Origin of the sequence: Microbulbifer halophilus (genome assembly GCF_026183675.1) — a bacterium.
In the GTDB taxonomy this organism is placed as follows: domain Bacteria; phylum Pseudomonadota; class Gammaproteobacteria; order Pseudomonadales; family Cellvibrionaceae; genus Microbulbifer; species Microbulbifer halophilus.
This window is the reverse complement of sequence record NZ_JAPIVK010000028.1, coordinates 40105-65286: the sequence shown is the minus strand read 5'-3', so window position 1 is coordinate 65286 and position 25182 is coordinate 40105. Positions and strand designations below refer to the sequence as shown.

At 60.1% G+C, this 25182-nt stretch carries 11 protein-coding genes; all 11 read left to right on the top strand.

Features of this window, described 5'->3' with window-relative positions; genetic code table 11:
- Positions 1–298 (top strand): hypothetical protein (locus OQE62_RS14515; protein WP_265722765.1); only part of this gene is annotated, 298 nt, incomplete at its 5' end.
- 164 nt (positions 299–462) lie between these two features.
- Positions 463–981: a hypothetical protein gene (locus tag OQE62_RS14510; RefSeq protein WP_265722764.1), complete on the top strand. Its 519-nt coding sequence runs from the start codon at positions 463–465 to the stop codon at positions 979–981.
- 2 nt (positions 982–983) lie between these two features.
- Positions 984–3023, top strand: coding sequence for a hypothetical protein (locus OQE62_RS14505; protein ID WP_265722763.1), 2040 nt, complete (start codon positions 984–986; stop codon positions 3021–3023).
- Positions 3020–6262 carry a tetratricopeptide repeat protein gene (locus tag OQE62_RS14500; protein ID WP_265722762.1) on the top strand — a complete coding sequence of 1081 codons (3243 nt, stop codon included), beginning with the start codon at positions 3020–3022 and terminating at the stop codon, positions 6260–6262. The genes OQE62_RS14505 and OQE62_RS14500 overlap by 4 nt, the downstream gene beginning before the upstream one ends.
- A gap of 73 nt (positions 6263–6335) precedes the next feature.
- The gene (locus OQE62_RS14495; RefSeq protein WP_265722761.1) at positions 6336–6929 is read left to right on the top strand and encodes a tetratricopeptide repeat protein; all 594 of its coding nucleotides are present in this window, start codon (positions 6336–6338) and stop codon (positions 6927–6929) included.
- Positions 6926–7246 (top strand): hypothetical protein, encoded by a 321-nt coding sequence (locus OQE62_RS14490; RefSeq protein ID WP_265722760.1) that lies wholly within the window; start codon positions 6926–6928, stop codon positions 7244–7246. Before OQE62_RS14495 ends, OQE62_RS14490 begins: the two co-directional genes overlap by 4 nt.
- A gap of 167 nt (positions 7247–7413) precedes the next feature.
- Positions 7414–8193: a MotA/TolQ/ExbB proton channel family protein gene (locus OQE62_RS14485; RefSeq protein WP_265722759.1), complete on the top strand. Its 780-nt coding sequence runs from the start codon at positions 7414–7416 to the stop codon at positions 8191–8193.
- Positions 8193–8792, top strand: a complete 600-nt coding sequence (locus OQE62_RS14480) for an ExbD/TolR family protein (RefSeq protein WP_265722758.1) — start codon at positions 8193–8195, stop codon at positions 8790–8792. Before OQE62_RS14485 ends, OQE62_RS14480 begins: the two co-directional genes overlap by 1 nt.
- The gene (locus OQE62_RS14475; protein ID WP_265722757.1) at positions 8789–9340 is read left to right on the top strand and encodes an ExbD/TolR family protein; all 552 of its coding nucleotides are present in this window, start codon (positions 8789–8791) and stop codon (positions 9338–9340) included. The genes OQE62_RS14480 and OQE62_RS14475 overlap by 4 nt, the downstream gene beginning before the upstream one ends.
- Positions 9341–9349: 9 nt before the next feature.
- Positions 9350–10741: an AgmX/PglI C-terminal domain-containing protein gene (locus tag OQE62_RS14470; RefSeq protein WP_265722756.1), complete on the top strand. Its 1392-nt coding sequence runs from the start codon at positions 9350–9352 to the stop codon at positions 10739–10741.
- Between the two features lie 640 nt (positions 10742–11381).
- Positions 11382–25130, top strand: a complete 13749-nt coding sequence (locus tag OQE62_RS14465; protein ID WP_265722755.1) for an isopeptide-forming domain-containing fimbrial protein — start codon at positions 11382–11384, stop codon at positions 25128–25130.
- Positions 25131–25182: the final 52 nt, after the last annotated feature.

Here is a 25182-nt window from a genome sequence, read left to right as displayed (position 1 = left end):
GGTGGTGTGGGAGGACGGCGGGGGTAATCCCGCCTCCTACCCGATATCCGTCAGTCTCCTTTCCGCCGGTCTTTTGCAGGTTTTTTGCAGGATTTTTTCACTCGGGCTCTCCTCTGCCTGTAGCTACCGCTCTGTGAAGCAGTTCGCAAAGTACAGCTTCTGTTCCGGCCCGAGTACTGGCGACGGCAATGCAGAGTTCAGAAGAAATCCCCTTGCCTTTGTGCATGCGTTCACCTTTTGCCGTCGTTGTGTATGCCATATTGCGCCAGCCCGCACCGCGAAATCCCTTCCCTGCTAAAAGTTTACCGGTAATCGCTGGAGGGGTCGGATTGTGCGGGATATGACCTGCCTCACATCTGGCCCCGCCCCGATTGCAATACAATTCCGCTGACTTGATGCCCCCGCTTGCGCAAATTTTCCGCGTCTGACAGGAAGCTCCGGCGTCGTGTTGAGGTAGGTAACATGTTCAGAATTCTACAGATCACCCTATTTACGTTCCTGGCGTCTGTCAGTCTCGCGCAGAGCACCGGGAGTGTAAGCCGTGACGAAATCCGGGGGCTCGACGAGCAGATCCAGGACGTCAAAAAAGATGTGATCGACCTGACAGGCGAGCTCACCCAGTTGGAAGAGAAGTTGCTCTTTCCATCCAATACGCAGGTCGCTTTTTTCGTGTCGACCGCCGACGCCGAAACCTTCAACCTGGAATCGGTGGAGTTGAAGCTCGACAACGAAATCGTCGCCCACCACCTCTACACCTTCCGCGAGATCGAAGCGCTACAGAAGGGCGGCGTGCAGAAAATCTTTACGGGCAATGTACAGACCGGTGACCACCCGCTGGAAGTCAGCTTTATCGGCAAGTCCTCGTCCGGCAAAGAGTACCGGGCCACTGCCAACTACCGGGTGGAGAAAAAGGTCGGGCCCAAATTCGTCGAAATCAAAATAGCCGGTACCGAGTCCGCGATCCACTTCAAGGACTGGTAACCATGCGCTCCCGTCTGGCTTCTTCTCTCTTCCGGGCCGCTCTCCGGCTGCGTACTCTGGCCGCAGCCCTGTGCGCCCTGCCCGCCGTGCCGGGAGCGGCGGCCGCGGACAGCGGGCAGGACAATCTCGAGGACCTGTTTTTCGGCCAGGCCATGTACCAGGCCCACCAGGAAAACCACTTCGACGCGATCGTCTCGCTGGATACCGAACTGCAACAATACCGCAACCTGGACGAACCGGGTCTGGATCCCTTTACCGCACACCTGGGACAGGCGGAATTCTCGGTGGGTGATCTCGAGCTCTCCTACCGCATGCACCGGGAAGCCGGGCGTGCAATCAAGGCGGTGCTGAAAGGCAATGTACCGCAGCCGGTGCGCAATGAGGCCGCCTATCGGCTGGCCCGTATCCAGTACCACAAGCAGCAGCCGCGCAAGGCCCTGCACGCGCTGGAGATGATCGAAGGTCGGGTTCCCGAGCGGGTGAGCGCCGACGAGCAGTTCCTGCGCGCGCGGGTCTATATGGAACTGGGGCGTTTCGAGGAGGCAGTGGAGCTGCTGGACGACCTGAAAGGCGAGGAGTCCCTCGACGGCTTTGTGGAATACAATCTGGGTATCGCGCTGCTGAAATCCGAACAGTCCGAACGCGGCATCCTGGAGCTCACATCGCTGGGCAAACGCCGCAGCTCCGATCCCGCCATGCAGGCGCTCTACGACAAGACCAACCTGTTGCTCGGCTCCCACCTGATGGAGGCCGACAAGCTGGAGATGGCCCGCCCCTATTTCGACCGCGTGAACCTGGACGGCCCTTTTTCCAACCGCGCGCTGCTGGGCGCCGGCTGGGTGGAGGCCCGGGTCGGCCGCTACGATCGCGCGCTGGTGCCCTGGAAGATGCTGCAGGAGCGCAAGGTCACCAATGAATCGGTGCAGGAAGTGATGCTGGCGGTGCCGTTTGCCTACGGCAAGCTGGACGTACACAGCACGGCCGCGATCAACTACGGCCGCGCACTGGATATTTTCGGGCGCGAGGTCGACACCCTGACAGAGTCCATTGAGAGCATCCGAAAGGGCAAGTTCCTCGAGGCGTTGCGCCGCAAAGAGGCGGACCAGGTGACGAACTGGGTCGTCGCCCTGCGCAACCTCCCGGGAGCACCGGAGACCCACTACCTGCTGGACCTGATGGCCAATAACGATTACCAGGAATTCCTCCGCAACTATCGTGACCTGAACGACCTGTTCGAGCGCAACGAGAGTTGGCTGGACAGCCTGGATGCCTACGAGGACATCATCCGGCAGCGGCGCGCCTACTACGAACCGCTGCTCCCGGAGCTGGACCGGAAATTCCGCAAACTGGATGCACGGATCAAGCTGCGCATCCAGCAGCGCGATAAATTCGCCAGCCGTATCGAACGGATGCTGGTGAGCCGCCGGCCCGAGTATCTGGCCACTGCCGATGAACAGGAGGCGCGCTTGCGGCTACGGGACATGCGCCGGCTGTTCGAACGCGGCCCCCGCCACTACAGCGAAGAGACCGAAGCGCGCGTCGCCCGCCTCGAAGGCGTACTCAACTGGCGCCTCGCCACCGAGTACGACGACCGGCTCACCGAAGCCTACAAGCATCTGCAGGAACTCAATGAAGAGATCGAGTCGTTGCAGACGGTTTACAACGGCTATGTTCGCAGTCGTCAGGCGGCGACGCACAGCTACGTCGGCTACAACGGCACCATCGACCGGTTGCGCGCACAGATCAACAACACCCAGGACCGCCTGGATACCCTGATGGCGCGCCAGGGCAATATGCTGGAGAAGCTGGCGATCGACGAACTGGAGCGCCGCCGCGCGCAACTGGAGAACTACCAGATCAAGGCCCGCTTTGCCCTCGCCGACAGCTACGACCGCGCCAACGAACTGCAGGAACAGCGCGAGGACCAGCGTCTGATCGAGCAGCAGTCCTCTCAGGACAGCGAAGCAACCGAAGGTGAAGCCCTGCCGCAGGACAACCCGCCGGAACTGGAAGCGCCCGCGGAAGGGGAGGGAGAAGAATGAAACTTCTCCCGAGCACCGGCACTCTCCGTAGGAGCCTGCCCCGGATCAAGTCCGGGGCGGGCTTTGCAGGCGAAAAGAACGGGGCGGCAAAGCCATTCGCCTGCAAGCAGGCTCCTACCGGAGGTTTTTTCCTGCGCTGCGCCACCCTGGCCTCCATGGCACTGTTGCTGAACGCTTGCGCCATCAACAGCGGCAAGACCATCGGCAGCCTGCAGGACGTCGATATCGAAATCAGAGAACAGCATATCGACGGCAGCCTGGAAAAGGCGCTGGCCAGCTACCAGAAATACCTGCAGGAAACACCGGAAACCGACCTGACACCGGAGGCGATACGCCGTATCGCCGACCTGAAAATCAAGCAGGCACATCGCGCCGAAGACAGGACCGTCGACAGTGCTGTCGCCTCATCCGGTGAAGAGGACAGCGAGGCTGTCGTCTCCATCGATTCGGAATCCGACGCCGGGCAGCGCCCGGGAATGGAGGCGCCGCAGGCGTCCGCCGCACCGGCGGCCACCCCTGCGGCCGCAGCCAAGAGCGGCGGTGCCACTGATAGCGGGGAATCGGACAGCGATTTCGAGGCACGCGCAACCGCCGGTATCGATATTCCCGAAGACGATACACCGGTCGCCGCGCCCGGTGACAATCCCGACGCAATGCTCGCGGCCAATGCGCGCGAAGCCATCAACCTTTACCGTAAGCTGCTGGCCAAGTATCCCCTCTACGACCGCAACGACCAGGTCATGTACCAGCTGTCGCGCGCCTACGAGGAAACCGGCGAAATCGAAAAAGCCGTGGAGGTCCTGCGGGAGATGGTGTCCAAGTTCCCCGACTCGCGCCATCTCGACGAGGCGTATTTCCGCCTGGGGGAATATTACTTCACCCGCAAGAAATATCTGGATGCGGAGGAAGCCTACGGCAAGGTCATCGGCATGGGCGTGGCATCCAGCTTTTACGAGCTGGCGCTCTACAAGCGCGGCTGGTCCCTGTTCAAGCAGGAAATGTACGAGATGGCGCTGGACGATTACATGGCCATGCTCGACTACAAACTCGACCAGGGGTACGACTTCGAGCAGCAGGAGAACAAGGTCGAGCGGAAGCACATCGACGACACCTTCCGCGTCATCAGCCTGAGTTTCTCCTACCTCGGCGGGGCGGAATCCGTCGTCGACTATTTCCAGCGCAAGGGCAAGCGCCAGTACGCCTACATGGTGTACAGCCACCTGGGCGAATACTACCTGAACAAGCGCCGTTACCAGGACGCGGCGGAAGCCTACAACGTCTTCGTGGACCGCAACCCGCTGAACAAGGTCTCCGCGGATTTCTCCATCCGCGTGATCGAGATCTACCAGCAGGGCGGCTTCCCGAAGCTGGTGCTGGAAGGGAAGAAGGACTTTGCCACCACCTATGCGCTCAACGCGGAATACTGGACCGTATTCGATATCGCCGACTATGGCGAGGTAGTGGACTTCCTGCAGAGCAACCTGATCGACCTGGCGGGTCACTACCACGCGGCCTACCAGAACAAGGAACTCGAGGACAAGAAGCCGGAGCACTATCGCGAGGCGATCCACTGGTATCGAAAATACCTCGAGTCCTTCAGCGACAAGCCCAGGGCGCCGGAAATCAACTTCCAGCTCGCCGGCCTGATGCTGGAAAACCGGAATTTTCACGACGCTGCTCGGGAATACGAACGCACCGCCTACGAATACCCGACACACGAAAAATCCAGCGAGGCGGGCTATGCCGCGGTGTATGCTTACCGCGAGAACCTCGCCAACCGACTGAAGGAAGCGGCCGCAGAGGAGCGCAAGCCCTTCCAGCGGGAAGTCATCCGCTCGTCGCTGCAGTTCGCGGAAACCTTCCCGGAACACGAAGACGCAGGACAGGTGATGCTGGGCGCAGTCGAGGATCTGTACACCCTCAAGGACTTCCCGCAGACGATCCACAACGGCCGGCTGCTGCTGGAGAAATTCCCCGCGGCGAATACCGAAATCCGCCGTTCTGCCTGGAGGCTGGTAGGGCACGCGTCGTTTGATACCGAGGCCTATGTCGAGGCGGAGTCTGCCTATGGCGAATCGCTGGCGCTGACCGGCGCGGACGCGGAGGACCGCGCCGCACTGGTGGACAACCTGGCCGCCTCCATCTACCAGCAGGGTGACCTGGCGCGAGAGCAGGAAGACCACGTTGCCGCGGCGGAGCATTTTCTGCGCATTCGCGAGGCCGCACCGGGGGCCACGCTGCTGGCCACGGCGGAGTACGACGCCGCGGCGTCGCTGATCGCGCTGGAGGACTGGACCCGGGCGGCCTCGGTGCTGAATGGCTTCCGGAAGAATTTCCCCGAACACAAGCTGATCAAGGACGTCACCAAGAAGCTGGCGGTGGTCTACCAGGAGAGTGGCGAACTGTTGCTCGCCGCCGCGGAATTCGAACGCATCGAGCGCGAGTCCGAGGACGACGATGTGCGCCGCGAGGCACTGACCCAGGCCGCGGACCTCTACAGCGCCGCCGAGGACGAGCAAAAGGCCCTGCGCGTACTGCGCCGCTATGTGAAGCTTTTCCCGAGCCCCATGGAGCCGGCGCTGGAGACGCGGCAGCAGATTGCCGAGATCTACAAGAAAGGCGGCGACCGGAGCCGCTATCTGGATGAGCTGCGGCAGATGGTTGAGATCGAATTGCGCGGTGGCGAGCAACGCAACGACCGCACCCGCTACCTGGCCGGCAACGCGGCACTGGTTCTCGCCGAGCCCCGTTTCGACGCCTTTACCGAGGTCCGCCTGGTATCGCCCATCGAGCAGAATATGAACAGAAAGCGCACACGTATGCAGGCCGCCGTCAGCGCCTACACCGACCTGATCGACTACCAGGTGGCGGACGTCACCGCTGCGGCCACATACTACCTGGCGGAGATCTACCTGCACTTCAGCCGCGCACTGCAGGATTCCGAAAGGCCCACCGACCTGAGCCCGATGGAGCTGGAGCAGTACGAGCTGGCGCTCGAAGAACAGATTTACCCGTTCGAAGAGAAAGCCATTTCTGTGCACGAAAAGAACGTCGAACTGCTGGAAGTGGGCGTCTACAACAACTGGGTTGAAAAGAGCATCGGCAAACTGGCCGGCCTGATGCCCGCCCGCTATGCCAGGGCAGAGGACTCCGGCCAGTACCTACAGAACATCGTTCCGCAGCCACCGGCACCGGAACAGGCCAGCGCAGAAGAGCCCGCCTCTGACAACAAGGGTTAATAGCAAGCTCCCCTCTCCCGCCGGGAGAGGGGCCGGGGGAGAGGGTCCCCAATGACGGCACGAACCATAATTTATGACTCGATTCGCAAAGACACTGAAAAGACTGGCCGCAGTGCCCCTGGTACTGCTATTGGCCTCCTGCGCCTCCGGCCCGTCAAAACCGGGAAAAATTGAAGATTTTTCCTCGGTTGAGGTATCCGGCAGTGTAAGCTGGGATTTTCAGCGCTCCCTGGAACACCTGAGTGCGGAAGAGTACGCGGAGGCAATAGAGTTGCTGCACGAAGTAATCGAGCGGGAAAACCGCCTGCCGGCCCCCTACGTCAACCTGGGAATCGCCTATTTCAAGAGTGGCGATGAGAAAAATGCGGAGGAGGCATTCAGGCAGGCGCTGGAGCGCGACCCGCACCATCCGTCGGCCACCAACGAACTGGGGGTTCTCTACCGAAAGCAGGGCCGCTTCCAGGAAGCACGCAAACTCTACACCGGTGCACTGGGTGAGCATCCACAGTATTTGCCCCTGATCAAAAATCTTGGGATTTTATGTGATCTCTATCTGCAAGATTTGCAGTGTGCTCTGGCACAATTCGAGCACTACCTGGAACTGGAACCAGAAGACAAAGATGTGACCATCTGGATGGCGGATCTCAAAAGGAGGGCGGGCCGATGAAACCGCAGACCGGTATACTCCCAGTGCTTTTGCTGTTGCCCATTATCCTCGGCGGCCCGCTCTCGCTGGCACGGGATGAGGAATCCGGGGAGCAGGAGAAGAAAGTCGACGACGAGGTCAAGTCACTCTCCGGTATCTCGATTATCGGCAACAAGGAAGCGCCCAAGTCACTCTACATTGTTCCCTGGAAAAGCTCCGAAGTGGGCGTGGAAAGCGACCTGGCCTCCAGCCTGATGGACGACAAGTTGCAGCCCCTGGACAAAGAGGTTTTCATGCGCGAGCTGGAGTTCTACGAACTCAGCCTCTCCGAAGAATGAAAGGTTGCTTGTAGGATGGGCACAAATCGGCCGGATTGCCGATTTGGACGCCGAAGGCGCCCGCGCAGCGTGCCCATCGGGAAAACGGCAAGAATCGGGATGTGCTGCAAGCACAAAAGCAAAGACTCAACAGAATTACCGCAGTATTTATTTAAAGAGGGTTTGTAATGGACTTTTTCAACAGCGTAATCGCGTTCTTCCAGACGGGCGGTACCTTCATGTACCCGATTCTGGTGGTGGGCGCGCTGGGCGCCGCGGTGGCGGTGGAGCGCTATATCCGCCTGATCTACGAGCGCCACACCAACCGTGCCACCTGGGACAAGCTGGAGCCGGTCCTGAACTCGGGTGATTTCGATCGCGCACGCAACCTGGTCAAGCAGGACAAGTCCGGTGCCAGCGAGATTCTCGCCATGGGGCTGGCCCGCCAGGGCGCCGTGCGCCGGCGTGAGGATATTGAGATCGCGATGGAAGAGAGCATGATGGAAATTGTTCCACAGCTCGAGAAGCGCACACCTTACGTCGCGCTCTTTTCCAACATCGCCACGCTGCTCGGCCTGCTGGGCACCATCATGGGCCTGATCGAGGCGTTTACCGCGGTGGCCAACGCCAACCCCGCCGAGAAAGCGGACCTGCTTTCCGCCAGTATCTCGGTGGCGATGAACACCACCGCTTTCGGGCTGATGACCGGCATTCCGCTGCTGATTATCCACGCCCTGCTCAACTCACTCACCGGCGAAATCGTCGACAGCCTGGAAATGGTGTCGGTCAAGGCCCTGAACATCATCTCCATGTCCTCCCGCCGCCGCCGCGACGCCGGATCGGAAGAACCGGCTGAGCGTACCGAAGGGGATGCCGCCGCGACCGAAGCGCCCGACGCCGAAGGTGATACCGACGGCCACAGTGAAGAGACCGCGAGCGAAGAAGACCTGCAGGCGGAAAAAGCGTAATGAGAAGACGGCGCCTAGGGAGAGATAAAGAAACTCCGGAGCTGGATATTACCGCCTTCCTCAACCTGATGGTGGTGCTGGTGCCCTTCCTGCTGGTATCCGCCGTGTTCTCGCGGGTCACCATCCTGGAGCTGAACATGCCGTCCGGTGCGGGCGGCGGTGCACCGGACGACCCGACGGTGACGGTGGAGGTCGTGGTGCGCAAAGAGGCACTGGAGATCAGTGACGGTGAGAAAGTGGTTGCCCGCTTCCCCAACCTGAATACTGCGGAACAGGGCGAGGCAGGGGACACTGCGGAGCAAGCGGCGGACCGGGAAGACACCGCCGGTGAAGCGGATGGCGCGACCGTACCGCCCACCGACGAAGTCTACGATCTGGAGAAACTGAGCCGGGCCCTGCTCGATATCAAAAGCGAGTATCCGGAGAAAACCGATTCCATGCTGCTGATGGAGCCGAATATCGCCTACGAGCACCTGGTCGGTGTCATGGATACCGTGCGCGGTGCCGATGTGCGCGAAGAGGGCAGCGACCCGGAGGACCCGGAAGCGGTCGAGCATGTAATCCTGTTCCCGGATATTTCCATAGGAGACGCGCCGTGAAACGACAAAGCCGACGCATGAAACGCATGGCCCGGAGTCACAGGCGCAAAAAGACTCAGGGCATGAACCTGACATCGCTGATGGATGTTTTCACCATCCTGGTGTTCTTCCTGTTGACGAACACATCCAGCAATGAAGCGCTGGAACCGCCGAAGGTGATCACGTTGCCGGATTCGGTAGCGGAATCCAAGCCGCGGGAGACGGTGACGCTGATGGTGACCGATGAGGAAATCCTCGTGGAATCGGAATCCGTGGTCGCCACGGCCGACGTGGTCAACAGCGAGGAGATCGTGATCGCCGCCATCAAGGAGGCGATGATCGCGCAGATGGACAAGGCCATTGTGGCGACCGAGACCGACCGGGAAGGAGAGCAGGAAGACGCCGCTGCCACTGAAGGCGAAGACGAGCCTGCGCAGCCGCCGGAAGTGAATATTCTCGCGGACAGGGGCATTCCGTTCCGCCTGCTCAAGAAAGTGATGTCCAGTTGTACCGACGCGGGCTATACCAAGGTTTCGCTGGCGGTGATTCAGAAAGCAGCTCAAGGTTAGTGGAAGTTTGTGAGTAATTTTCTTCAACAAAAGCAGGCGCTGAGCGGCGAGCTGGAGCAGGTTCGCCAGCATTTGCGCGTGCTTGAAGGCGAGCGACAGCAGATCGAAGCCGATCTGGCGGAGCTGCGCAAGGACGAGAACAAGCACCAGCTCCTCGACGAAATCTCCGAGCGTCTCAACAAGCTGGAAGAGCAGGGCGGTGGCGATCTCTTCTGGGCCGACGACTACCGGGAGGATTCGGCCAAAGCGGTTATCCACCGTATCGAGCGGACCGTCAGTGTCTACAACGCCAACCTGGATCTGCTGCAAGGACGCCGCCGGCGTGTTGTCGAAAAGATCGAGGACTGCAGGGACGATATCTTCGAGCTGGACGCCCGCGCGGACCAGATCCGCCGCGACGAGGAAGAGGCGGAGTTCGAATTCGAGGTGACCCGCGATATCGAGCAGGGCGAGTACCGTCCGTCCGTGATGCCCTGGCACACCCAGGGCGAGGACGAACGACGCTTCCGCCGCTGCCTGGTGGCATCGCTGTTGATGGCACTGTTTCTGGGCTACATGGTGCCTCAGTGGACCCTGCCGGAACCGGACGAAGACGAAGTGGTGGAGATTCCCGAGCGCCTGGCCAAACTGGTGATCGAGAAGAAAACCAAGCCCGAGCCGCCTCCGGAGCCGGAAAAGCCCCAGCCTGAGAAAGAGAAGCAGGAAGAGCAGGAGCAGAAACCCGAGCCCGAACAGAAAGTCGCCAAGGAAGAACCCGAGCCCACCAAGGCCGAGAAGAAACAGGCGCGCAAGAAAGCCGAGCGCTCCGGCGTACTGGCCTTCAAGGACAACTTCCAGGACCTGATGGAAGACGACCTGGACGATCGCCTGGGCGAGCGGACACAGCTCAGCACTGCCGACAAGAAGGACAACCAGAGCCAGCGCTCGCTTATCACCGCTGAGGCCGAGGCCAGCAGCGGCGGTATCGACACCGCCGAGCTCAGCCGCAACACGGGCGGCACCGGCGAGTCGATGGAAGGCGTCGCCTTCTCACGTGTGGAGAGCTCCATCGGCACCGAGGGCGACTTTGCCGGCGAAGACCGGCCGCTCAGCGACGGCGTGGGTCCATCCCGCACCGACGAAGAGATCCAGATCGTCTTCGACCGCTACAAGGCCGCACTGTATCGCATCTACAACCGCGAGCTGCGCAAGAACCCGGCCCTGCAGGGCACGATGGTCCTGAAGATCACCATCGAACCCGACGGCTCGGTTTCTCTGGCCCAGGTAGAGTCCAGCGATATGGATTCGCAGACGCTCAACGCGAAGATCATCGCGCGGGTAGAACGCTTCAACTTTGGCGCGAAGGAAGGTGTCCCGACCATTACCATCCTCTACCCGATCGACTTCCTCCCCGCCGGCTAGTCGTTGCGCCCCACTCCCTCCGGGAGAGGGGCCGGGGGAGAGGGTGCTGGGTGCGCCGAGCTCCAGCTCGGCAAGCGGACCACCCGAGACCGCGGAGCTCCCGCCGGGAACGCCGAGCCCCAACTCGGCAAGCGGGCCAAAGGGCATCGTAGAAGCCTGCTCGCAGGCAAAAAAGAGTAAAACCCGTGCTGCCCCATCCGGGGGCGGCCGTCGACCGCCACCGTTTCTGACATCCAGCTTTGGTTTGAATGTCAAGCGTTGTCAACCACTCAGGAGCGCTCAAGAAAGCAGCTCCCAGGCTGCCGCGCATCTCTTAATAATCCACCTGAACTCTCCCTGAGAACCACTTGGCAAACTTCAAAAAAGTTCCCTGCCAGTCCACTAATTTAGACCTGCTTCACGGCCTGTCCACGCCATCCCCTCTAAAGTCCGCCTACCGGGTAGTGTCTGCCCGGCGGCACCCCTGCGCGAGCACCGGGCAGCAATCCTGAAAGAGAACAGCGGCTGATAACTAACGATGATGTCTGAAGTAACTGGGCGAAAATCTTTGAAGAATGCGCTTGTTGGCTTGCTGCTTGGCTGCGGGAGGGGGCCGCTTGGTGCGTTGGGAAGGTTGCTTCCGGTTGCGTTGCTGGTTCTTGTGTCCGGACAGGCCTGGGCCGATTACACCAATATGTGTGTGGCCGATGAGCAGGATCCGCCCACAACGCTGGTCACGCTGGTAGAGGGAGAGAACAACAGTTACTGCGAGTTCTGTGGTTACGGCTGGGTGGAAGTGGAAATCACCAACCCCTACCACGAGGGCTCCAATTCCTCGGACGGGGATGAGGAGTATGAAACCCGGACAAATAACTGGTGTTACGAAGAATACGTAGGTGATTGGCCATGGGGGGACTGGGAATGGCGGTCCTGTACCGAAAGCCGTCGTAACTCGCCGGATTATGGTTCGCCGGATCCGGCGCTGGACTTTGATAACGACAGCTTGGTTATTGAGCTGACTGACGGGCTGGAGCTCTATACTGGAGCCGCGCCAGATCTTCCTCTGGGCGGCACTGTTAGTGGTACCAACATTATTACCGTCAACAACATGAGTGATCTGGCTCCTGGCCAGACAGAGGTGGTGCGTATCCCGGTGCACCGTGATGTCGATAACACCCCGGAAGACCTTTACAACACCAGCCCCTCCGCCACGGCCACGATCAACTACGATATGGCCGACAACTGTAGTGACACTCCCGGCCGACGCCACAACTGGCGGGGTGATGGCTGGTACAACGACTGTGACGGTGGCGGTAGGGGGTGTTCTGGCGACCCGAATAACCCGCCCACCGATTTCTGGCAAAACTACGACCAGCCCAACAACCAGGACAGCGGCAATATCGATATCCTCCAGCCGAGTCTGGAAATCGACAAGCAGGGCTGGAACTACGATTCAGGCCAGCGCGAAAACACCCTTAGCGATACCATTTACGGCCACAACGACGATGACATCGTCTGGCGTCTGCAACTGGAAAACACCGGCGATGCACCGCTGCAGGATTTGCGCATCGATGATGTACTGTCCCGCGCCGATGTGCTCAATGAAAATTTCGTCTGCCCCGATGCCGCCTCCGCCAATGATGTAGCGGATAATAATGGTGCCTTGCCGAGCGGCTCCAGTTGTGTTTCCACCGATAACTTCACCGGCACGGTGCTGAACAATTGGGATGTGGTGCCGCCCTTCGGTGATGGCAATGATATTCCTGCGCCTTATGCGGCCACGGTGGAAGCGCAAACGCCGGGCTCGTCCAACGGCACCATCGATATTGCTCAGGGCGGCACCATCAGCCTCTATCTGGTCGGCAAGCTGCAGGGCAATGCCTCCTGCAGCAATGGCACGCCGCTGATCAATACCTTCAACGATGTGCAATTTGGCTGTGCGGTGCAGACCCCGCCGGGGGGCATTGACTTGGGGCTTAATGATACCGGCGAAGTTCGCACTTACTACGGCCAGGGTTCGGTGGGCGGTGGCCCGGATGCGTTGCAGGTGGAGCGCACGCTCACCGGCATCGACGGCAGCGCCACCGTGGGCATGCGTGGCCTGATGACCATTACCCTGTCCAACCAGAGTGGCGGCACCGTCTGGTTTGATGGCAGCATGGATTACCATCTGCGCGATGAGCTGCCTGAAGGTTATGTGCTCGACCCCAGCTATGCGCCGCAATTACTGCGCCCCGAAGGCAGCAGCGGTTATGCCGATGGTTCTCTTTATGGGAGTTATGCGGGGCAAGTGGATGGCCTGGAGTGGGTCAACCCGGCCGGTGGTGTCGATACGGTGGATACCAACAATTTCACCGATTACCTGAATAACACGGCGCCGGAATTCAAGCTGTTCAGCACCACCGATTATCCAGACGCTAACGCCCCGTCTTCTGATGGTAGTTACCGAGACCTGATGCGCCACGGCGATGTGGTGGTGCTCCGCTTTGCGATTATCTACAAGAACCCCGAGCATTTTGACCTCGCCGCCGATCTGGATGTGGTCACCGAAGAGCCCGGTATTGAACTGTATCAACGCCCCGAGCCTACTGACCCGCCCGCACTGGGCGCCTTGGAAAATATTCTGGAAGTCCAGTTCAAGACACTCTGTGATGCCCAGGTCATCCAGAGCTACAGCCTGACCAATAACGGCACGAGTACCGCCGACGACACCGGCGCAACGATTGATTTTGATCCCGAGGATCTGGATGTCGAGGTTCTTGATGAATCCTTTATCGTCACCAACGACCCGGATCAAACCACGCCGCTGCGCGTGCGTGCCACCAACAATGGTGGCGTCAATGCCCGTGACGCAAATGTCTTTATCAGTTTTGGCCCCACGCTGGAAGTGACTTCGGTGGCGCCGCAGAATGGTAATTGGCAGTGCGATATTGCCGGCATGAGCAACGACCTGGTGCCGCAGCCGACGCCCTACACCGCCTGGGTGGTGAACCCGCCGGGGGATCCGGACCAGCTGCACTTGCCACTCCCCTCCAGCCCTTATGCGACGGTTTACCGTTGTTATCCGAACCACGCTGACCCGCTGAATCGGGTGCTGGCCCCCGGTCCCGGTGAGGCCGTGGAGTTCCACTTCGAAGTCAGAAAGGATGAGGATTCCGGGGCGATTCTGGAGGACGACGTGACCTTCCGTGCCGATGCCATCGGTGAAATCTGGACCGTGGATGACCTGGCACTGGCTGACCCCACTGTGGATATGAGTCACAGCGGCGGCAATACCAACAACCGGGTGGTGCAGAGCTTTTCCACCACCAACACGGCAACAGCCATCACCAACCATCATCCGCAGTGGTTCCCGCAGCCGGGTAATACCAACCAGAACAATGCCCGTAGTGACGGTGAAGTGGATCGCGGAAATCTGTACTCCCTGGATGCGCATTGGTCACGGGGGATTGGCTTTAACCTGATGAAGGATCAGGTGGCATGGAGTGAGACGGGCGGTGATACCGCAGCCATGCATGGGGCAATCCCCACGCTGGGTGAATGCAACGAAGACAACCCGGCAGCATTGATTCCGGCCTTGCCCGACAGCGAAATGTCGGATGACAACCCCAACATCGCTCGCAAGGAGCGCGAGCGGGTACAAATTGGCGAGGAATGTACCAATCGTATCCAGACCGGCGGTTGGTTTGGCTTTGAGTCACGCGGCTTTTCTTTTATTGGTGTGCGCGACGTTCTGGTGCAGGATCAGGTGCAGGATGGCCTGGCTTATATCTCCAATACCGAGCCACAGGTGACCCCGCAAATCGAAGGTGCCACCCCGGAACCGAATCAGCCGACTAGGACCCCCCTGGAAGAGGGGCTCTTCGGCTGGGAGTTTACCGGTAGTCAACCCGGTGGCGATGGAGGTAATGATTACATCATCACCATCGACCAGTGGTTCCATGTCAACGCCACGACTAGGGTTCAGAACAAAGCGGAAAATGATCGCAACGACCCCAATGAGCATGGTGCCGACCGCAATAATATTGTGAATTCCAGTTTCGAGGCGGCCTACCACAACGAAAATACCGGCGAAGACGAATACTTTGACTTCGACGGCACTATTGTCGGTTACCCCTGGGAGCGCATCCGCCGCACCGACGTCATGCTCACCGAGCCCAAAGTGGAAGTTGCCAAGCTGGTTTGTGATAAGGGTAACTTTTCCGCTGATGGAAGTGGCGGCGGTACCTGTTCCTCTGGTTGGCAGACTGATATCGGCGCTGCCGATACCTCGCACAATTATGTTTTCCGCCTGTTCGTGTGTAATGGCGATATACAGAATTCCGACAGCCCGGCGCCCAGCTGTGATGCCAACAACGACAACGGCCAGCCCCGCGCTCCTGCCTATGACCTGGTAGTGACTGATACCATTGACACCCAGGTGCCTACCGACCTGATTAAAGTGATCCCGTTTAATGAAGACGGACTCGATAACGATGGTGATGGACAGGTCGACGAAGGCGACGAGGTTCAGGGTGATGCAGCGAACTCGTTTTCTGCCATTAGCGACAATGTCCTGAATAACAGCACGCCGCCAGTGCTGACTTTCTCCCACGAGGTGGGTGTGGATGAAACTGGTCTGCGTCGTATCGACAACGGTGACAGTGTCTCCCTGTTCTACGAGATCAATCCGGATGAGCGCCTGCAACCGAACCAGGTGATCGTCAATAATGTGACTATCGATACCTATGATTCGTTGGCGGGCAGCACCAACGAGCATGGTAACCAGACCGTGGAGACCCCGGGCAATGGGGATGTTGGTGGAGCACGGATTTACCCGGATACGGATGACCAGAATGTCGATGACCAAGTCACACTGACCCTGATCCAGCCGCAGGCTGAGCCCAAAGAGGTTATTAACACTTCGTTGAATTTGGATAACTCTCCGGAAGTGGTTATCGGCGAGGAAGTTCAGTATCAGCTTACCGCCCGCCTGCCGGTGGCACAGTTACGCAATCTGCAAGTGGTGGACAATCTGCCCGCGGGACTGAGCTGTAGTGATGCGGCAGATGTGGATTTGAGCCAACCTCCCTGGGACGGAGCGGGCTTCAAACGCATTGATGCCAATGGGGACATAGTTGGCGAGGTTCCGCCAATTTCCATTGCCAATGGCGGTATCACCTGTACGGACTCTCAGGTGACCTGGAATTTCGGCAATGTATCGGTGGAGAATGCCACCCCGGGGGATACTCATTTCATTTTCCCGCTCACCTTTGTTGCTGGCGTGGACAACAGCGCCGGCAATAACGATGGTGAGCCCCTTACCAACGGCGGTGGCAGCAACGACACCGATCTCACCAACGGCAGTAAATTGTACTGGCAAGAGGCGAGTGGTACCGAACGTACCGTGGCCTACGGTGAAGTAGATGTGGAAGTCACCGAACCTGAGATTACCGCCTTCACCAAAGACTGGGATATCTCCGCGGCCGATACCAGCACCCCGGATGCCGGTGATGAAATCACCATCACTGTGAGCCTCACCAACAGTGGCAGCGCCGCCGCCTACAACCTGCGCGTGCTGGATACCCTGCACCCGGCCCTGACGTATGTGGCCGACAGCGAAGCCGGTGCCGGTGCTCCGGATTCCGTGGATTATAGCGATCCGAAAGCGCCTATCTTTATCTGGGGCGAGCGTACCGACAATACCGCTAACAACCCGCTGGCTGCCGGCGCCAGCCGCGAGTTCACTTTCAGGGCGAGTGTCGATACCGAGATTCAGCCCCATACCCAGCTGAGCAATAGCCTAGTGGCAGACTGGACTTCGCTGCCAAATGCGCAAACTGCGCTCAATCGCCGTAACAGCATTGGTGCCGATGGCGACCCGGACGGTATGCGTATCGGCTCCCTGGACAACAGTCACACCGCGCCCAACGACTATGTGGCCACCTCCAATGAAGTGGACGGGGAAATCCGTGGCCTGACGCTGACCAAGAACGACCTGACCCCGGCGCTGGCCCCGGAAATCGGCGCCCATAAACAGTTCGAATTGGTTATCGATCTGCCGGAAGGCACCACGCAAAATCTGCAAGTGGCGGACCAGCTCGACAGCGGTTCGGTGAGCTACCTGCTCGCCCGCGATGAATATTATGACGTCAGCTATACCTTTACCGGTATCGACACCATTAACGACGATCCCCCTGAGGAAGCCGCTTTTGATGCCGTCCCGGCGCATGGTGAAAGCGGCACCGTGGAATGGGATATCGGCACCGTAATCACCGAGACCGAAAACGATCTGCCCACGGCAGGCTCGGTGGTCCCGCAAATCGTCATCACCTATTACGCGCGCATCAACAATGATCTGAACACCAATGGCGGTAATGACGGCAATAGCACCCTGGAAAACGGGGCCACGGTGGATTACACCGATGGCCAGACCGGTACGGCGGCCGCTACGATCAATGACGGCACTTCCACCATTTCCGTTACCGAATCCGATCTGGTTCCGAACAAGGCGGTTGAGCAGGTAGGAAGCGGCCAGCTCACCGCCGGGTCGGTGCTTGAATACACCCTGAGCCTGGAAAACACCGGCGATGCCACCGCCTACGACGTCAATATCGTTGATCACATGGACGCCGGCCTGGAGCTGGACAGCAGCTTTACGCCCACCATCAGCGGTATCACCGACACCTCCGGATTCGACGCGACCCCTGACGACGTCGGCGCCGGTGTGCTTACCTGGGGACGTGACAATACCACCGACATTCCGGCAGGCGACGGCAGCCTGGATATTGAACCCGGCCAGACCCTGGTGCTGACCTACCGGGCAGTAGTTACCAACCCCGACGGTACCTTTACCAACACCGCCAATGTGGATTGGACCTCGCTGCAGGACGATGTGGATCACAACAGTGACTACGAGCGTACTGGCGACGGCTGCCCGAATTTCACCGACCCGGATGACTACTGTGTCAGCGCCACTGTGGAGACCGATGAAGCCTCCAACGACACGGCGATCGCCAAGGTTTTCGACAGTGATTCCTGGGTTGATGACGGCAGCGATAACGTCGACGCCCGGCTGCGGGTGGGCGACACCGTGGACTATCAGCTCACCCTGACGCTCAATGAAAACCTCACCGAAGCGGTCACTCTCACCGATGTGTTACCGGCAGGATTGGCATTCGATCAAATTGTTTCGGTGAATGGCGACACTACCGCCCCCTTTGATCCGGCTGGTGACTTTGATCATTCAGCGGTATCCGACCCGACGCTCGCGGGGGATGCCAGCGGCGGCCAGACCCTGACCTTCAACTTGGGTGATATCGACAACACGGATGATGACGGCTCCCCCGATGATTTCGTCATCGTTTACCGCGCCGAGGTGGTAGTCGATGTGCTCGATCATGTGGATACCCTGGGGCCGCTGGATAACACCGCGACGCTGGAGTACAGCCTCAGCGGCAACGCTCAGGCGCCGGAAACCGCGGGCCCGGTCGGCATTACCGTCAATCAGCCAGTCCTCACCGCTCTGGAAAAAACCGACACAGCCAGTGGTCGTACTGGTGCTGGTACTCAAACAGATCCCTATCAGGTAGTACTGGCTACCGACACCATGCAGTTCCGTCTGCAAACCTGTAACGAGGGTGACGCACCGGCCTACAACGTCCAGCTCTCCGACACCCTGGCCACTCAGTTGGATGAAAGTGCCCTGGCCGATGCCAGCGCCTTCACCGTGGAGGTCGGCGGCACTGTAACCACGGATTTCAGTTACAGCGGCCAGCCAGACAATGGTGGCAACTTTGCCCTGACCCTGAACGACAGCGAACCGTTGTTGCCCGATCAGTGCCTGACGGTGGATTACAGTGTCGGCTTCCACGCCGATGTCACCACCAGCGAGATATTCCACAACAGCGCCAGCCTGGATAGCTACTGGTCGCTGCCTGGGGAAGATGGTCAGCAGTACACGGATGACACCGTGGCGGAAGTCTGGATGCAGAACCCGCTCAGCGATGCGCCTCTGCCGGTCAAAACCCTGTTGACTGCCAATACCGCCACTATCGGTGAAGAGGTGCGCTATAGCATCGAGATCCCGGCGGACAATATAGCCCGCGCCGATGTAGTGCTTACCGACGATCTGGCAGGCCAATTTGCTTTTATCGGTGCCTCCTTGAGTATTGACGGCGGCACCGCCGGTGATCTTGTCAATAACGGCACCGATAGCAGCTTGAGCTTCGACCTCGGCACCCTGCAAGCCGGCGAAGAAGCGTTGGTGGAATTGACCCTGCGTGTGGTCAATAATGCCGACAGCAACGCCGGCGACAGTGTGATTAACCAGGCCAGCTACAGCACCGGTGGCAACACTCATACCAGTGCGGCCAGCGATCCACTGACCATCACTGAGCCGCAATTGGCACTGGACAAGTCGGTCGTCAACCAGCCCGCCGATATCAGCGCCGGCTCGGCGCTAGATTACCGCCTGACGATCACGGAATCGGGCAATGCCGATTCCGCCCAGGCCCATGATCTGGTTATCACCGATACGCTGGACCCGGGCCTGGAATATGTCTCCAATAGCTCCAGTGCCAGTATTGGCGAGCCGACAATCAGCGGCGATCCGACCAACGGCCAGACCCTGGAGTGGACGGTTAGCGATTTGGCCGTGGGTACCAGCCAGACCCTGGATTACCAGGTGGAAGTCCAGGACACCGTCAGCCCCGGCCAGACCCTCGGAAACAGCGCCCAGGCAACCTGGACCGGCCTGCCGGGTACTCCCGCCAACCCGGACCATGAGCGTGACGGCAGCGAAACCCCGGAATACAACGATTACGTGACCGAAGAAGCCCGCGTCGAGGTGATGGTGTCGGACAACACCACCTTCGACAAAGCGCTGGTGGATGACACCTTCGGCGGTAACGGTACCCTGCGGGTAGGGGACCGGGCGCACTTTGCTCTGACTCTGACGTTGCAGAATGGTACCTACCCGAATCTGGTGGTCTCCGACACCCTGCCTACCGGGCTGGTGTTTGAAGAGGTGGTCAGCGCCGATTTCTTCGGTAGCGATGAAACCGCCACCGTGGTGAACAATACGAATGTAAACGGCTCCGAAGTAACCTTCGAGCTGGGCAATGTTACCAACCCGGCCGATGCCGCTAGTGACAAACTGGTAATCGTCTATGAAGCGCGGGTGGAGAACGGCAGTGTGCTTTCTCAGGAGCCCACCACCCAGACCCTGGGAAATAACGCGACACTGGATTACGACCTGCCTTCCGGGCCAGCCGATACGCTGCCAGCGCAGGACAGCCTGGACGTGCTGCAGCCGCTGCTCGACATCAGCAGTGTGAGCGTGACCACCGCAGATGGAAACGACGGCGAAATCACGGTGGGCGAGCAGGCCACCTTCACCGTGGATATTGTCAACAACGGCCCGGCGCCGGCCTATGACCTGCAGATCCGGGATCTGCTGCCGGAGGGAATGCGTAACAGCGGTGGCGCGACCACCCAGAGCATCGAGCTGCTCAATAACGGCCCGCTGCCGGTGCGCCAGCCCAACTATGATGCCGCCACCGGTATCGCCCTGTGGGACTTGGACGACAACGATGTCTACACGATTCCGGCGGGCGATACCCTGCGCCTAGTCTACACCGTCGATGGTGATGACAGCCTGGGTGCGGGGCTTGAAATAGAAAACAGCGTGACTCTGCCGGTCTACTACTCCTTCGATAACGACGAGGTGCCAGCCAACGGCCAGCCGGATGAGCGCCAGCCCTATAGCTTTGAAGAGCCGGTAAGCGCCACCCTGACCACACCACTGCCGGAAGCACTATCCAAGGATATTACCCAGCCCGAAGCGGCCATCGGCGAGCCGTTCGCCTACCGCATTACGGTGCCCGCAACACCCGCCGATACCGCCCTCTACGATGTGCGGATTATCGACGACCTGTCCACCTCGGCGGCGGATCTGGGCTTTGTCGCCGTGGACAAGATTAGCGGTTCGGGCGACTGGACACCGGAAAACATCGGTAGCGGCAGCCAGGTGGAAATCGCCGATACCACCGATGGCATCGACATCCCGGCCGGGGAGCAGATCGAAATTGAGTTGGTGGTGGAACTGCTCGACACCGAAACCAATGTTGCCGGGTTGACCTTTAACAATACCGCCAGCTACACCTTCAGCACTTTTGAAGGCGACGAGAGCGCGCTGGCCGATACCTCGCCAGACATGACCCTCGTCGAGCCCGATCTCACTCTGGTGAAATCCGGCCCGGATGTTCTGCATGCCGAACTCGCGGGCGAGTTTACGCTGGATATTGAAAGCGTGGGCGACAGCTCGGCGTGGGATATTGCCGTTGTCGATGTTCTGCCGGACGTGGAGCAGGGCGGCATGTGCGCTACCGAACCGGAGATCGACGCCGTCCGGATTGTTGCGGACGATGGCAGCACTCTGGTGCGGGAGCTGGTCGAAGGTACGGACTACCAGCCCAGCTATGCCGATTGCACCCTCACCCTGCAAACCACCGGCGTCGAGCTGGAGCCCGCCCAGCACCTGATCGTTGAATACCGGGCATGGCTGGATGAGGACACCGCCGGTGACCAGACGCTGGCCAACGTGGCGGCGGCCCAGTGGTTCAGCCAGGGCGAAGACAGCGAGAATCGCCGCGAATACGGCGCGCAGCCCACCAACGGCACGCCGGATATTCTGGACCACGAGGACAACCACGAACTGGTCACCGAGAGCGCCACTCTGCAGGTACTGAAAGAGGCGATCAATGTCACCACCGGGCAGAACCCGGGCGTTGATGCCAGCCCCGGCGACACGCTGCGCTATGAGGTTACGGTTAACAATGTCAGCGAGGTTCCGCTGGCGGAGTTCTCCATCGAAGACGAGCTGGGCGTGCTCAATAACCAGCAGGTTTTTGAAGCGGGCACGCTGACTATCGACGGTGCCACTCTGCCGGCCGGTGCCAGCGACAACAGCGATGCCAGCGGCGGTGCCGCCGGCACGGGCTGGGTGAATGTCGGCAACCTGAGTCTCTCGCCCCAGGGCGAGTCCGGCGACAGTGTCACCGTGGCTTTTGAAGTGCAGTTGGCAGAGGCGATTAACGACGGAACCGAAGTGCTGAACCAGTCGGAAGTCATCGCCTACGGGCAGATCCTGGGTATCAGTGACGATCCCAATATCAATGGTGCGGAAGATCCCGAAGTGGAGGGCGATGAAGACCCCACTCGGATTCTGATCGAATCCGCCCCAGACCTGCTGGTAGAAAAAACCTCGGAAGACATCACCGACGACCCCGACCTGCTGATGGCCGGTGACACCCTGCGCTACACCCTGAGCGTGGAAAACACCGGCGATGAAAATATTGTCGATGCCATCCTGCGCGACCAGGTGCCCGCCAACACCACTTATGTTGCCGGTTCCACCACCCTGAACGGCGCGGAGATATCCGACGGTGGTGCTTCGCCGCTGTCCGCCGGCCTTGCCATCAACACTGCCGGTGAGGAAGAAGGTTTCGTGGCCGCGGGCGAGGGTATCGAACCGGTACTGGTTACCTTCGATGTCACCATCAACGATGTGAGTGACGGCACCATTATTTCCAACCAGGGCTTCGTCAACGGCGCTGGTGCGGGTTCCGGTCCCTTCGAGGAGAAAGCCTCGGACGATCCCGCCACCAGCGAAGTGGACGATCCCACTATCGACATCGTCGGCGATGTACCGCTGCTGTTGGTGGGCAAGACGGTGGCCATTGCCGAAGACAATCTGTCTCCGGGCATCGTCGATCCGGAAGATGTGCTGCGCTACACCATTACCATCCGCAATATGGGCGGTGTGGACGCCACCAATGTGGAGCTGACGGACCTGGTGCCGGCGGATACCACCTATGTGGCCGGTACCACCACCCTGAACGGCAGCGCGGTGGCGGACAGCGGTGGGGATTCCGCGTTGACTGCGGGCCTCGCGGTGAATACCCAGGGCGCTGGCTCCGGTACCGTGGCTTCCACGGAAACTGCCACGGTGACATTCGATGTGCGCGTGGATGCGGGAACGGCCACCGGCACGGTGATCAGCAACCAGGGTGAGGTGAGCGCGGATGAACTGCCGCTGACCCTCACCGATGCGGACGGCAATCCCTCCAACGGTGCCCAGCCCACGGAAATTGTGGTGGGCGATGCCCAGCAACTTTCCATCGCCAAGGAAGTGGCGGTTGTCGGCGGCGGTGCGGCCCTGCCGGGCGCGACACTGGAATACCTGGTGCGCGTTACCAATATCGGTGCCGTGCCGGCCACCGATGTGGTGATCAGCGATGACTTGTTGCTGGCCGGCGACGGCGTGCTCACCTATGTGGATGGCTCCGCGCAGTTGAACGGGCAGGCGGCCGGCGTTTCCGTAACCGGTTCGGTAATCACCGCGAACCAGACGGAACTCGCCGCTGGTGACAGCGCCACCCTGCGCTTCCGGGCCACCATCGGCAGCGCCATGGAGATCGGCTTTACGATCACCAATATCGCGGAGGTGCAGTGGAACGATCCGGCCTCCAGCAATGAGGCCAGCGTCTCCATCGACGTGGGCGGTACCCCGGGTATTGCCAACCTGGCCGGTGCGCTCTGGCACGATGTGAACTTCAACGGCGTGCTGGATGGCGAGGAGCGCCTGTTGCAGAACTGGAACGTGGAGCTGTATTTCGATGGCGCGCTGTTGGAAAGCGCGCAGAGTGATGAAAACGGCCTCTTCCAGTTCGGTGGCCTGGTGCCCAACGGTGCGGGAAGCGGCGCCGGCTACGAATTGCGTTATGCCGCGCCCAATGCCGGTGAAAATACCGCATCCCTGGGTAATACCAGCTCGGACTTCACCGACGGCCCGCAACAGATCACCGAGATCTTCGTCGGCTCCGGTTCCAACCCGCAGAACCTGAACCTGCCGATTGCGCCCAACGGCGCGATCTACGATTCGGTGCAGCGCCAGCCGGTGTCCGGTGCCACGGTGACCATGCTGAGCGCCTCCAGCGGCCAGGAGCTGCCGGACCGCTGCTTTGACGATCGGAAGCAGCAGGGTCAGGTGACCCGGGCCGGCGGCTACTACAAGTTCGATATCAACTTCAGCGAAGGGGCCTGTGCGGCGAACAGTGACTACCTGATCCGGGTACAGATGTCGGGCGAGGATTACATCGCCGGCGAATCGCAGATCATTCCGCCGCAGACCAATGTGGAAACGGCCGGTTTCGATGTGGGCGCCTGCCTGGGCGGTACCGACGACCTGATCGGCGCTACGCCGGATCACTGTGAAGTGCAGCTTTCCGCACAGGCGCCGGGTATCGATATCGACGCTCGCAGCGGGGCTACGGATTACTACCTGCGCCTGCGGCTGGACGACGACCTGATCCCCGGCGAGAGCCAGCTGTTCAACAACCATATTCCGGTGGACCCGCAGTTGGATGGTGCCCTGTCGATCACCAAGACCGCGGCGCTGCTGAACGTCACCCGCAGCCAACTGGTGCCCTACACCATCACCTTCAGCAATACGCTGGGCGTGCCCATGCGCGATCTGCGCCTGATGGATTTCTTCCCGGCAGGTTTCAAATACGTTGCCGGTTCCGCGCAGGTGGACGGCGTGGCGATGGAGCCGGAAATCAATGGTCTGCAGATGAGCTGGTCGAATCTGGACGTGGAACCGGACCAGACCCGCACGGTGAAAATGCTGCTGGTGGTTGGTTCCGGTGTCGGTGAAGGCAAGTATGTGAACCGGGCGCGTATGTATAACCAGCTCTCCGGCCAGCAGGCGTCCGGCGAGGCCTCGGCCACGGTGCGCGTGGTGCCGGATCCGACTTTCGACTGTTCCGATGTGATCGGCAAGGTCTACGACGATAAAAACATGAACGGCTACCAGGACGATGGCGAGGGCGGCGTACCGGGCGCGCGGGTGGTGACCGCCACCGGCCTCAATGCCACCACCGATGCTCACGGCCGTTTCCATATCACCTGTGCGGTAGTGCCGAACCAGGATCGCGGTTCCAACTTCATCATGAAGCTGGACGACCGCAGCCTGCCCAGCGGCTACCGCCTCACCAGCGAAAACCCGCGCGTGGTGCGCGCCACCCGCGGTAAGGCGATCAAGGTGAACTTCGGCACCAGCCTGCACCGCGTGGTGCGCCTGGATATGGCCGAGGCCGTGTTCGAACCGCAGACCACCGAACTGCGCCCGCAGTGGCATTCGCGCACTGAACTGCTGCTGGAAAAACTGAGCGAGGCGCCCTCGGTGCTGCGCCTGTCCTACTTGGCGGAAAACGAGGAGCCGGCTCTGGTAGAGCGGCGGCTGCAGGCGATCAAGGCGCAGATTGCAGACGAATGGGCGCGCGACTACGGCGACTACGAATTGACGATTGAAACCGAAGTCTTCTGGCGGCGCGGCGCGCCGCCCAGCGAAGGAGGATTGGAGTGATGTCCTCTGATAAATATGGCATGCACAAAGCTGATTTCATAAGCTCCCCTCT